Genomic DNA, 13650 nt, shown 5'->3' with positions numbered 1-13650 from the left:
CGCATTTTGATAGTGCATAGGATGGGCCGGCGCAAGCGGTGTTTCGTATCGGTCTCCAGATGGCTAGACCGGAAGGAGCCTCCTTGCCGATCCTCATTTCCACCCCTACAGATCCTCTTCGAAAGGTATGGAATATTAATTCCACCAACCAGTCAATATGGAATATTCATTCTTTTTTGAGGCGTACGATTGTGACGCCTCCTGATCGCACCGTCCACCGTTTAACCGGCGAACGGCGAAGGCCGCAGCGCATCAGCCAAGTTTCTGTACGACTGTGTAGGGATCATATTTGGCGAACTCTGTTTCGGGCACCGGGATGTCGAGCAGTTGAAGATTTCGCGCCAGATTGGCCGGTTTGGCGGTGCCCGTCAGCACAGAAGCTACCACAGGCTCATGCAGCGGGAACTGGAACGCCGCCGCGGCAAGCGGATAGCCGCCCTCGGCAGCGATTTTTTCCATGGCACCGACGCGGTCGAGAATGTTCTGGGTGGCCGGCAGGTAGTCGAAATGCGCACCCGGCACCGGGCCGGTCGCCAAGATGCCGGAATTGAAGACGCCACCGATGATCAGCGAGGTCTGCCGCTGTCGGCAAAACGGCAGCAATTCGGCTTCGGCGGTGCGGTCGAGCAGCGAATAGCGGCTGGCAAGCAGGATGCAGTCGAGCGGTGCCTGGCGCAGTACATCGAGACAGATCTGCACCTCGTTGACGCCAAGGCCGTAGGCGGAAATGACCTTGGACGACTTCAGTTCTTCCAGCGCCTTCAGCCCGCCGTCCATCAACTGGCGGAAATGCAGCTTCGTTTTCTCGACGCCATGCGTGTAGACGCCGATGTCGTGGACGAACAGGATGTCGATTCGATTGAGGCCAAGCCGCGCATAGCTGAACTCGACCGAGCGCATGATGCCGTCGTAGGAATAGTCGTAGTCGAGCGCAAAGGGCAGCGGATCGACATAGGAGTGGTCCGGAACCTGGTCTTCCGGCACCGGCCGGAACAAGCGCCCAACCTTGGTCGACAGCACGTAGGAGTCCCGCGGCTTGTCGCGCAGGAAATCGCCGAAGCGGCGTTCCGAGAGGCCGAAACCGTAGAAGGGCGCCGTATCGAAATAGCGCAAGCCGGTGTCCCAGGCGACCTGCAGCGTCTGCATCGCCGCCTCGCGCGGGCAAGCTCGGTAGAGGCCGCCGACCGCCGCGCCGCCGAAGCTGACCTCGGTTATTTCCAGCGCGGTGCTGCCGACACGGCGTTTCTTCATGCAAAGCCTCCCACCGGCCATTTTGCCTGGCCCGTCTATTGTCGTAAGTCAGTTAGTGGCTGGTCTAGAGGGTCGCGCCGAGGTGCCAGGGCACGAACTCGTTGTCGCCGTAGCCGAACTCCTCGCTCTTGGTCTTGCGGCCGGAAGCCGTCGCGACGATCAGCTCGAAGATCTCGCGGCCCATGCCGGCAATGGTCTTTTCGCCCGAGGCGATGACGCCGCAATTCACGTCCATGTCCTCTTCCATCTGATGATACATGGTCGAGTTGGTGGCGACCTTGATCGACGGTGTCGGCCGGCAGCCGAAGCAGGAGCCGCGGCCGGTGGTGAAGACGATGACATTGGCGCCGCCCGCAACTTGGCCGGTGGCTGAAACCGGATCGTAGCCGGGCGTGTCCATGAACACTAAGCCGTGTCCGGTGACCTTCTCCGCATAGCCGAAGACGCCGTTGAGCGGCGTCTGGCCGCCCTTGGCGACCGCGCCAAGCGACTTCTCCAAAATGGTGGTCAGGCCGCCGCGCTTGTTGCCGGGCGAGGGATTGTTGTCGATGGAGGCGCCATGCTTGGCGACATGGTCTTCCCACCACTTCACATAGCCGTCCAGCTTGGCTGCGATCTCCGGGGTCGCCGCGCGATAGGCGAGCAGATGCTCGGCGCCGTAGATTTCCGTGGTCTCGGAGAGGATGCCGATGCCGCCGACGCCCGCCAGGATGTCGACCGCGGCGCCCAGCGCCGGATTGGCGGTTATGCCGGACATGCCGTCCGAGCCGCCGCATTGCAGGCCGACGACGATTTCGCTGACCGGGATAGGCTCACGCTCAAGCTTGCCGACCTCCTCGGCGATCTCGGCCAGCACCAGCATCGCCTTCTCGACAGATTTGCGCGAGCCGCCGGCTTCCTGGATGTTGAAATGGCGTTTTCCGGCGGCGACACCCTTCTGGCCATAGAGGGTGAGCTGATTGACCTCGCAGCCGAGCCCAACCATCAGCACGCCGCCGAAATTCGGATGGCGGGCATAGCCGGCAAGCGTGCGGTGTAGCACCATCATGCCGTCGCCGGTGGCGCTCATGCCGCAGCCCTGGCCGTGAACGATAGGGACAAAGCCGTCGATCCCCGGATATCTGGGCAGGAGCGTGCGGTTCGCCTCATCGGCGATGGCGTGGCAAACGGTGGCCGAGCAATTGACGCTGGCGAGAATGCCGATGAAGTTGCGCGTGCCGGCGCGGCCGTCGGCGCGGCGATAGCCCATGAAGGTGCGGGTGCGATCGGCCTCGGTCGCGTGCACGGCTTCGCTCGGCGGCACCACCGGCAGACGCCCGGACTCGAAGACCAGATTGTGCGAATGAACATGCTCGCCAGGCGCGATGGCTTCAGTGGCGCGGCCGATCGCCTGAGCGTATTTGACCACGGCCTCGCCAGCGGCGATCGGCTTGATCGCAACCTTGTGCCCGGGTTCGATCAACGCTGTGGCAACGGCGCCGCCCGGCAGCACCGCGCCGATCTCAATGCGGCCATTGGCGACCGCGACATTGTCAGCGGGAGACAGAAGAATGCTGTTTGCGGCGTTCACGGGCAGTTTCCTGGGTGTTCCTGGGATGTGCGAGCGGATTGACACGCGCCTGTTAAAAGATAATGTCTTTTATCGTGAAAAAACAGTTTTGCGTCAATTGTTTTTTCGCGAAAGCGTCGTGCGTTCTTAATGGATGTGCAGAAGGGCCGGACACTGGAACCTGGGCTGACTTCCGAAAAGCGATTCCGCTTCTTGGGGGCCTGCGCTAGCAACGTTGTCCATATTGCGCTTCAAGCCGGCCGCCGCAAGCGCTGGCGCAATGAGGCAGGGGATGTCAAAGAGCAACAACGTCTACAAGGACGCCTACAATCGCGGTCTGCGGCTGCTCGATGAAACGAAAAGTCTGCCGTCGGAGCCCGAGTTGGGCACGCTGCTCGGCGTCAGCCGCACGACCATCCGCACCATCCTTGCGCGCATGGAAGAGACGGGGCTGATCGCCTGGAACAAGCGTAGCAAGACGGTTTTGCGCGTGCCGCGACCGGACGATTTTTTCCCCGAGGAAGAGACCGACACGCTGTCGCAGATCATCGAGCGCTCTTTCATGCGGCGGCTGCTTGCCGGCGGCGCCGAGCCCGGCATGCAGATCAACGAGCTCGAGCTGGCGCGCGAGATCGGCGTCGGCACCACCAGCGTGCGCGAGTTCCTGATCCGCTTTTCCCGCTTCGGGCTGATCGAGAAACGCCGCAACAGCCATTGGGTGCTGAAAGGTTTTACCCGCGCTTTCGCGCTGGAATTGACCGAAATCCGCGAGATGTTCGAATTGCGCTCGGCCGCCGCCTTCGCCGCCCTGCCCGAAGACAGCCCGGTCTGGGCCGACCTCGACCTCCTGGAAGGCGAGCATCGCCTGCTGGCGCGCGAGATCGCCACGCGCTTCAATGAATTCTCGGAGCTCGACGAGCGCTTTCACCGGCTGATCCACCGCGCATCGCACAACCGCTTCATCGTCGATTTCTACGACGTCATCGCCATGATTTTCCACTACCACTACCAATGGAACAAGGCGCAGGAGCGCGAGCGCAACGAGGTGGCCGTCACGGAGCATCTGGCCTATATCGCCGCGCTCAAATCGCGCGATCTCGGCAAGGTCGACGCCGCCTGCCGCAAGCATCTGAAGTCGGCGCGCAATACGCTGCTGACTTCGATCCCCGAGGGCCAGCAGCCGCACCGGGCTTAAAGCGCCGCGTTGCCGCAGCAATGATTTGGCGATTTTCCACCTGCTGAGCCCGTGCTAGATATCTGGCCGTTGCTGCGTGGAGAGGCAGGTCTTTGAATATCCGGCGGAGACGATGGAGCATGCCGGCCGCGTTCGCCGCGGCCTATTTGCTCGTGCTCCAGTCGGTACTTGGCGCATTCGCCTTCGGCACTGAGCCGGATGCTTCGCAACTCGACGCTTTCGGCAATGTCATCTGCACCCAGGAGGGCGCCGCCCAGCTTCCGGGCGGCGATCCGCACCAGCAGCACATGCCGGCCTGCTGCATGCTTGGCTGCGGTGTGGCCTCGGCTACTTACGTGCCGCCGCCCGCTGCCGGGATGGTGTCCGGCAATTTTCCCGTCGAAACCGTCGCGTTTGTGCTGCCGGCGTTCCGGCACCTCGATTTCAGCCGCGACCGCTCGCCGTCGAATCCGCGCGCGCCGCCGGCGTCGGCCTGATCCGTTCCAGATCGCCTTGCGAAAGCCTTCGCAAGCGCATTCATTCAACATCGAAACTGTTCGCGACCGGCCGACGGCGCGATTTCTCAGTTCTTGGAGCTATCATGTCTCACTCTTTCCGCGCGCCGTTCGGCCGCAACAGCCTCTTCCTGCGCCGCTTCGAGGAGCGGCTCGGCATCACCGTGTTCGTCCTCGCCCTCCTGTTCGTCAGCGCCCAGGCCGTTTTCGCGCATGAGTTCAGGGTTGGCGACCTCGAGGTCGGGCATCCCTGGTCGCGCGCCACACCGCCCGGCGCCAAAGTGGCTGGCGGCTATTTCACCGTCACCAACACCGGCAGTTCGCCGGACCGGCTGTTGTCGATTTCCTCCGACATTTCGGCCAAGGCCGAACTGCATGAAATGGGCGTGAGCGATGGCGTCATGACCATGCGGCCGGTCACCGGCGGCCTTGAAATTCCAGCCGGCGGTAAAGTCGCGCTGGCACCCGGCGGCTATCATCTGATGTTCGTCGGGCTGAAACGGCAACCAAAGCAAGGCGAGACGTTTCCAGCCACGCTGACCTTCGAGAAGGCCGGCGCCGTCACCGTCGACTTCGCTGTGGAAGTCATCGGTGAAACGGGCGGTATGGACAATCACGCTAACTGATCCGGCACGCCAACTGACGCGGTCAGATCCGGATAATTCGAAATTTGAGGGACCATCATGAACAGATATCTTTTGTCGGCCGGCGCGTTTTTTGTCTTGGGGACAAGCGCGGCCTTTGCCCACATCACACTCGAAACGCAGGAGGCGGCGGTCGGTTCGACCTACAAGGCCGTCCTGCGCGTGCCGCATGGCTGCGACGGCAAGGCGACGACCGCCGTGCGCGTGCAGATCCCGGAAGGGGTGATTTCGGTGAAGCCGATGCCGAAGCCGGGCTGGACGCTGCAGGTCAAGAAAGGCAGATACGAGAAATCCTATCAGCTCCATGGTCAAGAGGTGAGCAACGGCGTCAAGGAAGTCGACTGGAGCGGCGGCAGCCTGCCGGACGAATTCTACGACGAATTCGTCTTCCGCGGGACTCTGGCGGTAGACCTGCCGGCCGGCCAAATGCTCTACTTCCCGGTGGTGCAGGAATGCGACGGCGTTGCCGAGCGCTGGATCGAGATTCCGGCAGGCGGCCAGGATGAGGATGCGCTGGAATATCCGGCGCCCGGCCTCAAGCTTTCGCCGAAGAAATGATTTTTTGGCGGCGCGCTTTGTTCGAAAGAGCGCGCCGCCGCCTTTGTGACATTGACATGAGCCTGGCATCTTTTCGGTGGACGACCTGCAGGTTCGGCAAGCGCGCCGGTTGGCTTGCCATTGGCCTGCTGACCGCGATCGTGCTGCTCGCCGTCATTACCGCGCCAAATCAGGCTTTTGCCCACGCAGCGCTGGTCACAGCCGACCCGGCCGACGGCACGGCGCTGGCACAGAGCCCAGCGCAGTTCTCGCTGACCTTCAGCGAGCCGGTCTCGCCGCTGGTGCTGACCCTGGTGCGGGCTGACGGGACGCCGGTTCCGCTGACATCCTTTCGGCTCAATGGCCAGACGGTCGAGATCGACAATCCGCAGACGCTTGGATCCGGCACACATGTGCTGAGCTGGCGGGTGATTTCCGCCGATGGCCATCCGGTCGGCGGCTCGGTGCTGTTTTCCATCGGCGCGCCGAGTGCTGAGCCGGCCGTGCCCGAAGCTGTCGACCGGGGTCTGAGGTCGGCGATCTGGATCGGCAAGGTCTTTCTCTATGTCGGCCTCTTTCTCGGCGTCGGCGGTGCCTTTGCCATCGCCTGGCTGGCGAAGGGCGGGCGTTCCGGCCAGCGCTTCGTCATCGCCGCAATCCTGTGCGGCCTTGTCGCGGCACCCTTGTCGCTCGGCTTGCAGGGACTGGACGCGCTCGGTGCGCCGCTCGTCCGGCTGGCGCAGCCCGGCGTCTGGCAGGCCGGGCTCGGCACAAGCTTGGGCTGGACCGTGCTGGTCGCGCTGGTGGCGCTCGGGCTTGGCCTGCTGTCGCTGGTCGGGCCGCGCGGCGGGGCAAAACTCTCTGCCCTTGCCGGCTTGGCCGGTGTCGGTGCCGCTCTCGCCGCCAGCGGGCATGCAAGTGCCGCCGAACCGCAATGGCTGACAAGGCCGATGGTGTTTCTGCACGGTGCCGGCATTGCCTTCTGGGCCGGGGCGCTGGCGCCGCTCGGTCTCGCCATCAGGTGGAAGCCGGTCGAGGCCGCACCTTTCCTGCGCCGGTTTTCCCAAGCCATCCTGCCTGTCGTGGCCATGCTCGCAGCGACCGGCATCGTGCTCGCCATCATCCAGGTGCAGGCGCCCGCAGCTTTGCTCGAGAGCGCCTATGGCCGGTTGCTGCTGGTCAAGCTGGCGCTGCTGTTCTTTCTGCTCACGCTCGCTGCGACCAACCGCTGGAAACTCACCGCTCCGGCCGAAGCGGGAGAGACGGAAGTGCAAAGGAGGCTGGTCCGCTCCATCGGCGTTGAAATGCTGATCATTCTGGCGATCTTCGGCGTTGCCGCCGGCTGGCGCTTCACGCCGCCGCCACGCGCCCTGGCGATCGCAGCAGCGCAGCCGGCATCGATCCATATCCACACGCCGAAGGCGATGGCCGACCTCAGCATCACGCCCGGCCATGTTGGGCCGGTTGCGGCGTCTATCGTCATCATGACCGGCGATTTCGGCCCGCTAGACGCTGAGCAAGTGACGTTGGTGTTGTCAAAACCCGATGCCGGCATCGAGCCGATCAAACGCGCGGCGACAAAGCGCGGCGATGGCACCTGGCGTGTCGACGATCTCGTCGTCCCGGTCCCGGGCCGATGGACGGCGCGGCTCGATGTTCTCGTCTCGGATTTCGAGATCGTGAAGATAGAGGCCCCGATCGATATCAGGCGATGAGGACCAGCCGGCAGTCTGCGCAACACATTTCGGCGAGGCGGTTGACGCAGGCTTGAAGGCCCGTCATTCATTTTCGACAAGAATGGCATCCCAAGAAGAACGGGCATCGCTACAAATCGCGGCCTCAACAAAAGATCCGAAAGCAGGGAAGAAACGATGGAAAAAGCCGAAATCGGCCTGATCGGCCTTGGCACGATGGGCTCCAACCTGGCGCTCAACATCGCCGAGAAGGGGCACCGCATAGCCGTCTTCAACCGCACCGCCGCGCGCACCGACGCCTTTGTCGAGAATGCCGGCGCGCTGAAGAACATGGTCGTGCCCTGCTACAGCCTGGAGGAGCTCGCCGCCGCCATCCGGCCGCCGCGTCCGATCATCATCATGGTGCTGGCCGGCAAGCCGGTCGACGAGCAGATCGCGGCGCTGCGCGGCGTGCTGTCGGCCAACGACATCGTCATCGATGCCGGCAACGCCAATTTCCGCGACACGATGCGGCGCTTTTCCGAGCTTTCCGATTCGGGTCTCACCTTCATCGGCATGGGCGTGTCCGGCGGCGAGGAGGGCGCGCGCCATGGACCGTCGATCATGGTCGGCGGCACGGAAGAGTCCTGGAAACGCGTCGAAAAGGTGCTGACCGCCATTTCGGCCAAGTTCAGGGATGAGCCCTGCGCGGCATGGCTTGGCACCGATGGCGCCGGGCATTTCGTCAAGACCATCCACAACGGCATCGAATATGCCGACATGCAGATGATCGCCGAGATCTACGGCATCTTGCGCGACGGCTTAGGCATGGGGCCGAAGGAGATCGCACAAGTGTTTGCCGGCTGGAACAAGGGCCGGCTCAACTCCTATCTGATCGAGATCACCGCCAAGGTGCTGGCCGCCGACGATCGGAAGGCCGGCAAGCCGATGGTCGACATCATCCTCGACCGCGCCGGCCAGAAGGGCACCGGCAAGTGGTCGGTCATCGAGGCGCAGCAGCTCGGCATTCCGGCCACAGCGATCGAGGCGGCGGTGGCGGCGCGCGTCTTGTCGTCGATCAAGGACGAGCGCCTGGCCGCCCAAAATGCCTATGGCAATGGCGGCGTGACCAAGATTGCCGGCGACAAGGCTGCTCTTCTCGGGGATCTCGAACTGGCGCTGTTCGCCGGCAAGATCGCGGCCTACGCGCAGGGCTTCGCGGTGATGAGCGGCGCCTCGAAGGAGTTCAACTGGAACCTGCCAATGCCGACCATCGCCAAGATCTGGCGGGCCGGCTGCATCATCCGTTCGCAAATGCTGGACACGATGGCAGAAGCCTTCGGCGCGGGCGGGGCGGTCACCAATCTGCTGACGGCGCCGGCCTTCATTGCGATGATGCAGGAGGCGCATCCATCGCTCCGCCGCATCGTGGCAAGGGCGTCGGAGGCTGGCTCGCCAGTGCCGGCGCTGTCGTCCGCGCTGGCCTATTTCGACAGCTACCGACAGGGTCGCGGCACCTCGAACCTGATCCAGGCGCAACGCGATTTCTTCGGAGCGCACGGCTTCGAGCGCATCGACGAGCCGGGTGCATTCCATGGCCCGTGGGGGAGCGGAGCGGCGGGTTAGCGCCGCGACTTGGACCTAGAGTCCAATTTTGCGGTTGCCAGAAAGCAGACATCTCCAGCGACCAACTGGGTGTCGGGTCGCGCCAGGAACCTGCTATGCCGGTAGAGACGATTGACCGTCTCATCGGTATCGGCGGAGCCGCGAATCTGTGGTAAGCCGCCGCTCAACCAACCAAAGGACGACACCTGTGAGCGAACCGACCGTGGCCCAGGCGACCGAAAGTATCTATGCCTCCCTCCGGGCGGACAATGCCGACATCGACGCACATATCGCGACGCTTAAAGCGGCGCTGACACGAGAAGGGATAAAACAGGCGGTGTTCGATCCGACCAAGCTGGCGCAGAACAACCGCTCGGGGCGCAAGTTGATGCAGGCCTATTTTCGGCAGCGCGGCGTGAGCGTGAGGTTTTCGGACTAGTAGAGCCGCGCGCGGGTGATCTCAAGCGCGCCGTTGGGAGGTTCTTGGGCCGGTCCGGCGGTTCGCCATCTGGACGTCGGGACTGCGCCTGGTATTGGCCGTTGAGGCCGCCTTGAGGCTGTCGTGAAAGCTGCCGGTCACCTGCCGATATGCAGCGTGGTGCAGGCATGGCCGGCCTTGGGCGCGGTCATCGGAGTTCCGCACCGTTCAGCCGCTGTTGAGTGCTTCGTCCAGTGCCGTCGTCTGGGCCTTGACGAAGGCCCGGGAGATGGCGGCTTTCGCTTCGATGGCGTCGAAGTTGTGGTAGGCGCCGGGCACTACGTGCAGGGTGCTGGCGACGCCGGCCTGCTGCAGTCGCCGGGCGTAGGTGACGTCCTCGTCGTGGAACAGGTCGTTGGTGCCGACGCCGATCCATGCGGGCGGCAGGCCGGAGAGGTCGTCATAGCGGGCCGGCGCGGCTAGCGGGGGCACGTTGCCGTCCGCGGTGGCTGGGCCGAGGTAGGAGCGCCAGCCGAACCGGTTGCTGGCCGGGCTCCAGAGGCGGAGCCGCCGCGGGTCGATGTCGATGCGGGTGGTGGTCCGGTCATCCAGCATTGGGTAGGACAGCAGTTGCAGGACCGGACGGATCTCGCCGCGTTCCTTCGCCAGCAGCGCCAACGCGGCGGCCAGACCGCCGCCGGCGCTGGCGCCGCCGATGGCGATGCGTGCGGGGTCGATGTCGGGTTGGCCGGCGAGCCATTGCAGCGCGGTGTAGCAGTCTTCCAGCGGCGCCGGGAACGGGTGCTCGGGCGCGAGCCGGTACTCCACCGAGACGACGACGATGTTGAGCTGATCGGCGATCAGGCGGCAGAAGGCGCTGTCCTGCGCCGCGTCGCCGAGCACCATTCCGCCGCCGTGGATCCACAACAGTGCAGGAGTCCGAGGCCGGGCCGAAGCCGGGCGAAAGACGTGTACCGACACGTTGGCGTCCACGGATACGACCTGCGCGTCCGGCCGCCGGGTGATCCCGGTGAGCTTGGTGAGGACACGGAGCGCGGGAAGCGTTCCGGCGGTGATGATGGTGCGGGGAAGGAACCGCGCGGCTCGCAGTTGTGGGTTGAAGGGTTGCTCGGTCATCGTGGTTCCTGTCTGATGGAGGGCGACGTCGCCGGGTGTGCCGGGGCTTGTCACAGAAATGAGGGTCATGGTCGGAGCTCGGCGTCCACCAGGGCCAGGGCGTTGCGGAGGCCCTGCTCGAGGAGGTCGTCGGAGAGTTGTCGGTCGGTCAGGGCGCGGCAGAGTTGTAGCGTCCCGGCCATCAGGCCGAGGAGGCTGAGCGCCTTCACGCGGGCCGAGGGCGGATCTTCGGGTGCCATGCGGGCGGCGAGGCCGTCGATGACGACCAGCACGCCGTCGGTGTACGCCTGCCTGATTGCGTCCGCGCTGCGCCCGATCTCGTCGAGCAGGGCGGCGTTGGGGCAGCCGTCGCCGGGGTTGTCACGGTGGTGGGCCGACAGGTACCAGCGCACGATCTGTTCGAGGCCGGCCAGGCCGGGCTCCGCCAGCTCGACGATGTTCGCGTGCAGTGTGTGCAGTTGGTCGGTGACCGCCTCCGCGACGAGGCCGTCCTTGGATTCGAAGTGGGCGTAGAAGGCGCCGTTGGTCAGGTCCGCGTCCTTCATCAGCGTCGCGACTCCGGAGCCGTCGATACCGTCCCGCTTGAGCCGTCGACCGGCCGTCGCAACGATCCGCTGCCTTGTCTCCTGCTTGTGTTCTTTCGTGTAACGCACCATGCGTTCCTCCATCTCAACCGGGCTTCGCGCTCCGGATACCGCTATGTCTTGGTCAGTTGTCAGTGGATCTAAGCAGCGATCAGCTCGGCATCCGGTTGAATCTGCGGATGACGCGGTCGAAGATCCGGGCCGGGGCGACGCGGTGCACCGCGTTGATGATCCGGGCGGTCGTACCGGCGGTGCGCCGTAGTTTTGGGTTCCGGTCGGTGGCCGCCGCGACGATCACCTTGGCGACGACGGCGGGGTCGTCGCCGCTGCTGAGGTTCTTCTCCAGCAGCTCGTCGTAGTTGCGCCGTCCCGCCGCGTAGAGCGGCATGGGGGTGTCGGCCTCCACGCTGTGGCCTGCGAACGGAGTGTTGATCGGGCCGGGCTCGACGAGCAGGACCCGGACGCCGTAATCGCGAACCTCGTGGTCCAGCGATTGGGAGTAGCCTTCGACCGCGTGCTTGGTCGAGACGTAGAGGGCCATGAACGGGCTGGGGACGAATCCGCTGAGGGAGGAGACATTGATGATGCGTCCGCGGCCTTGGACGCGCATGTGCGGCAGGACCGCCTTGGTCGTCCGCATGATGCCGTAGACGTTAATGTCGAAGATGTCCTGCGTCTGGGTAATCGAGAACTCCTCGGCTGCGCCGGTTGTGCCAACGCCGGCGTTGTTGACCAGGACGTCGATGTGGCCGAGCCGATCGATCACCTGCTTGACCGCTGAGGCGACCGATTCGTCGCTGGTCACGTCGAGGTCGAGGTAGGTCACCCCGGCGGGCGCGGTGAGTTGCGCGGTGTTGCGGCCGGTTCCGATCACCTGGAAACCTGCGGCGGCCAAGGCGATCGCTGTGGCCTTGCCGATGCCTGAGGTGGCGCCTGTTACGAGCGCAACCTGCGGAGTTGTTGTCATCATGAGCTCCTGAAGTTTTGAATTACGTTCGTACGACAATAGCCGTTTGGTAGTCGCAAAGCAACGATTAAATTATGTTCGTACTTTCATGGAGGGCGAGACGAGGACCACAGCGGGCCGGACGGGCGAAGGTATGCCGGTCTCGCATGAGCCGGCCTTCGTGGCCGACGTGGATTGCATCTGCGATCCAGCGACCGTGGTCGAGATCCTGGAGGGCTATCTGGCGAGGCTGATCGTCGATGGCCGCAGCCTCTGTTGAAATCATTGATGTTGCAGCTGATTTGCAATCCGGTGCGTGTGCCATCCGAACGGTGGTCCCGTCGGAGTGACCGCTATCCGCGTTTCGACGCCAAAAAGCAGACAGGCGCTTTCGGCCCCAAGGCTGCCAGTCAGCAGCGCGTTTTTTGCAGGCAAGTGGAATCACTGGCGTCGCAGAAATGCGGCTAAGGCAAATAGATGGAGCCGGATGCCCAGTTCAATTTGAACGTATCCCGCTCTAGTCGGGACGGCGATAGGCCAGGACTTCGGTCGGCACGCTCAGGCTCTGCAGTGAGCCAGGTGCGGCGCCGCCGATCCAGCCCAGCACGGAACGGGCCAGCTCGGCGCCGGCCAGCCGGAAGTCCTCGTTGACGACCAGCAATTCCCTGCGGAACAGATGCAGCAGGTCCGACGATTGCTTGGACACCACATCGACGTCCCGGCCGAGCTTGAGGCCGGCGTCCTCGATGCCGGCGACGATGGCGAGTGTCGCGGCGGCGGCGCTGCTGACGAAGCCATCCGGCCTGACGTCGCGACGCATCAGCTGCGCGGTCCTCATCCTGATCTGCTCGATCGAGTGGTCGATCGAAACGGTGTTGAACGGGATCTCGCTGGCGCCGACCTCGCTCAGCGCATCGGTAAAGCCGTTCAGCGCATGGCGGTGATAGGTCAGCTCGACTGGTGGTGCCAGCAGAGCCAGCCTGCGGCGGCCGATGCCGGCCAGGTGGCGCACAGCCTCGGTCGCGAACGCGTAGTTGTCGAAATCATGATAGGGGTGGATCAACCCCATATCGGTGCGGCCGTGCGTGGCAAAGGGGATGCCACGCTCCAGCAGGTAACGGGCCCTGGGGTCATTCGGCTGGGTTCGCGAAATGATGACGCCGTCGGCGGAGCCGGTTTCCACCAGATAGCGTATCGGGTCCAGGGGATCCTGCGAGCGTGAGTACGGCGTGACGATCAGGTGATAGGGCGTGTCGGCGATGACTTCCGAGACACCGTAGATGATATCCGAGACAAAGCTCATGATCTCGTGCTCGGTGTTGAGCACGAGACTGATGACGTTGGTCTTTCCGGTCCGCAGGCGCACGCCGGCACGGTTGGGGCGGTAGCCGATCTGCTTGGCGACGAGCTGGACGCGCCGCCTGGTCTCGGCGCCGATTTCGGGCGCGTCCTTCAGCGCCCGCGACACGGTGGTGACGCCCAGCCCGGTCATGAAGGCAAGCGTCTTCAGCGTCGGCCGGCCCTGTCCCGACGCCTCGTCGTCCTTTTCCGTTCGATGTCTGTCCATTCACCCCGCCCGTCAGGCGCATAGCAGTTGCCGTGCAGGCCGGCAATCGG

14 protein-coding genes are annotated in these 13650 nt (G+C 64.2%); 8 read left to right on the top strand and 6 right to left on the bottom strand.

The window, feature by feature from the left end; translation table 11 throughout:
* Positions 1 to 252 precede the first annotated feature (252 nt).
* Positions 253 to 1251, bottom strand: a complete 999-nt coding sequence (locus EN885_RS04415) for an aldo/keto reductase (RefSeq protein ID WP_128243626.1) — start codon at positions 1249 to 1251, stop codon at positions 253 to 255.
* A 64-nt stretch (positions 1252 to 1315) separates the two neighbouring features.
* The gene (locus EN885_RS04410; RefSeq protein ID WP_128243625.1) at positions 1316 to 2821 is read right to left on the bottom strand and encodes an altronate dehydratase family protein; all 1506 of its coding nucleotides are present in this window, start codon (positions 2819 to 2821) and stop codon (positions 1316 to 1318) included.
* A 271-nt stretch (positions 2822 to 3092) separates the two neighbouring features.
* Between EN885_RS04410 and EN885_RS04405 the strand changes: the two genes are divergently transcribed.
* The 7 genes from EN885_RS04405 to EN885_RS04375 all read left to right on the top strand — a co-directional run bounded on the left by EN885_RS04405 (position 3093) and on the right by EN885_RS04375 (position 9387).
* The gene (locus tag EN885_RS04405; RefSeq protein WP_126104849.1) at positions 3093 to 3995 is read left to right on the top strand and encodes a GntR family transcriptional regulator; all 903 of its coding nucleotides are present in this window, start codon (positions 3093 to 3095) and stop codon (positions 3993 to 3995) included.
* A 119-nt stretch (positions 3996 to 4114) separates the two neighbouring features.
* On the top strand, positions 4115 to 4471 hold the full coding sequence (locus EN885_RS04400) for a DUF2946 family protein (RefSeq protein ID WP_128243624.1): 357 nt from the start codon (positions 4115 to 4117) through the stop codon (positions 4469 to 4471).
* Positions 4472 to 4575: 104 nt separating this feature from the next.
* A complete protein-coding gene (locus EN885_RS04395) occupies positions 4576 to 5115 on the top strand; it encodes a copper chaperone PCu(A)C (RefSeq protein ID WP_128243623.1) in 540 nt (179 codons plus the stop codon).
* A 57-nt stretch (positions 5116 to 5172) separates the two neighbouring features.
* Positions 5173 to 5691, top strand: a complete 519-nt coding sequence (locus EN885_RS04390; RefSeq protein WP_126104850.1) for a YcnI family protein — start codon at positions 5173 to 5175, stop codon at positions 5689 to 5691.
* A gap of 56 nt (positions 5692 to 5747) precedes the next feature.
* Positions 5748 to 7385, top strand: a complete 1638-nt coding sequence (locus EN885_RS04385) for a copper resistance CopC/CopD family protein (protein WP_128243622.1) — start codon at positions 5748 to 5750, stop codon at positions 7383 to 7385.
* 156 nt (positions 7386 to 7541) lie between these two features.
* Positions 7542 to 8969, top strand: a complete 1428-nt coding sequence (gndA, locus tag EN885_RS04380) for an NADP-dependent phosphogluconate dehydrogenase (RefSeq protein WP_128243621.1) — start codon at positions 7542 to 7544, stop codon at positions 8967 to 8969.
* A gap of 187 nt (positions 8970 to 9156) precedes the next feature.
* Positions 9157 to 9387, top strand: coding sequence for a hypothetical protein (locus tag EN885_RS04375; protein WP_095488311.1), 231 nt, complete (start codon positions 9157 to 9159; stop codon positions 9385 to 9387).
* Between the two features lie 207 nt (positions 9388 to 9594).
* Here the strand turns inward: EN885_RS04375 and EN885_RS04370 are convergent, their stop codons facing one another.
* The 3 genes from EN885_RS04370 to EN885_RS04360 form a co-directional block, all read right to left on the bottom strand.
* On the bottom strand, positions 9595 to 10503 hold the full coding sequence (locus EN885_RS04370; RefSeq protein WP_128243620.1) for an alpha/beta hydrolase: 909 nt from the start codon (positions 10501 to 10503) through the stop codon (positions 9595 to 9597).
* Between the two features lie 65 nt (positions 10504 to 10568).
* Complete coding sequence (locus EN885_RS04365) at positions 10569 to 11159, bottom strand: TetR/AcrR family transcriptional regulator (protein WP_095488315.1); 591 nt, start codon at positions 11157 to 11159, stop codon at positions 10569 to 10571.
* 79 nt (positions 11160 to 11238) lie between these two features.
* Positions 11239 to 12054: an oxidoreductase gene (locus EN885_RS04360; protein WP_337124255.1), complete on the bottom strand. Its 816-nt coding sequence runs from the start codon at positions 12052 to 12054 to the stop codon at positions 11239 to 11241.
* 133 nt (positions 12055 to 12187) lie between these two features.
* Between EN885_RS04360 and EN885_RS34650 the strand changes: the two genes are divergently transcribed.
* Positions 12188 to 12313: a hypothetical protein gene (locus tag EN885_RS34650; protein ID WP_280953389.1), complete on the top strand. Its 126-nt coding sequence runs from the start codon at positions 12188 to 12190 to the stop codon at positions 12311 to 12313.
* A 237-nt stretch (positions 12314 to 12550) separates the two neighbouring features.
* On the opposite strand, the gene EN885_RS04355 is transcribed toward EN885_RS34650, so the two are convergent.
* Positions 12551 to 13600, bottom strand: coding sequence for a LacI family transcriptional regulator (locus tag EN885_RS04355; RefSeq protein ID WP_095488321.1), 1050 nt, complete (start codon positions 13598 to 13600; stop codon positions 12551 to 12553).
* Between the last annotated feature and the right edge of the window lie 50 nt (positions 13601 to 13650).

It is taken from the genome of Mesorhizobium sp. M6A.T.Cr.TU.014.01.1.1, assembly GCF_004022765.1.
Classification (GTDB): domain Bacteria; phylum Pseudomonadota; class Alphaproteobacteria; order Rhizobiales; family Rhizobiaceae; genus Mesorhizobium; species Mesorhizobium mediterraneum.
This window is presented reverse-complemented; position numbering and strand designations above follow the sequence as displayed.

Excerpts from the sequence above, each read along its gene's own strand:
- EN885_RS04415 (WP_128243626.1), bottom strand. The coding sequence starts at position 1,251 with ATGAAGAAACGCCGTGTCGGCAGCACCGCGCTGGAAATAACCGAGGTC.
- EN885_RS04405 (WP_126104849.1), top strand. The coding sequence starts at position 3,093 with ATGTCAAAGAGCAACAACGTCTACAAGGACGCCTACAATCGCGGTCTG.
- EN885_RS04400 (WP_128243624.1), top strand. The coding sequence starts at position 4,115 with ATGCCGGCCGCGTTCGCCGCGGCCTATTTGCTCGTGCTCCAGTCGGTA.
- EN885_RS04395 (WP_128243623.1), top strand. The coding sequence starts at position 4,576 with ATGTCTCACTCTTTCCGCGCGCCGTTCGGCCGCAACAGCCTCTTCCTG.
- EN885_RS04390 (WP_126104850.1), top strand. The coding sequence starts at position 5,173 with ATGAACAGATATCTTTTGTCGGCCGGCGCGTTTTTTGTCTTGGGGACA.
- EN885_RS04385 (WP_128243622.1), top strand. The coding sequence starts at position 5,748 with ATGAGCCTGGCATCTTTTCGGTGGACGACCTGCAGGTTCGGCAAGCGC.
- gndA (WP_128243621.1), top strand. The coding sequence starts at position 7,542 with ATGGAAAAAGCCGAAATCGGCCTGATCGGCCTTGGCACGATGGGCTCC.
- EN885_RS04370 (WP_128243620.1), bottom strand. The coding sequence starts at position 10,503 with ATGACCGAGCAACCCTTCAACCCACAACTGCGAGCCGCGCGGTTCCTT.
- EN885_RS04365 (WP_095488315.1), bottom strand. The coding sequence starts at position 11,159 with ATGGTGCGTTACACGAAAGAACACAAGCAGGAGACAAGGCAGCGGATC.
- EN885_RS04360 (WP_337124255.1), bottom strand. The coding sequence starts at position 12,054 with ATGACAACAACTCCGCAGGTTGCGCTCGTAACAGGCGCCACCTCAGGC.
- EN885_RS34650 (WP_280953389.1), top strand. The coding sequence starts at position 12,188 with ATGCCGGTCTCGCATGAGCCGGCCTTCGTGGCCGACGTGGATTGCATC.
- EN885_RS04355 (WP_095488321.1), bottom strand. The coding sequence starts at position 13,600 with ATGGACAGACATCGAACGGAAAAGGACGACGAGGCGTCGGGACAGGGC.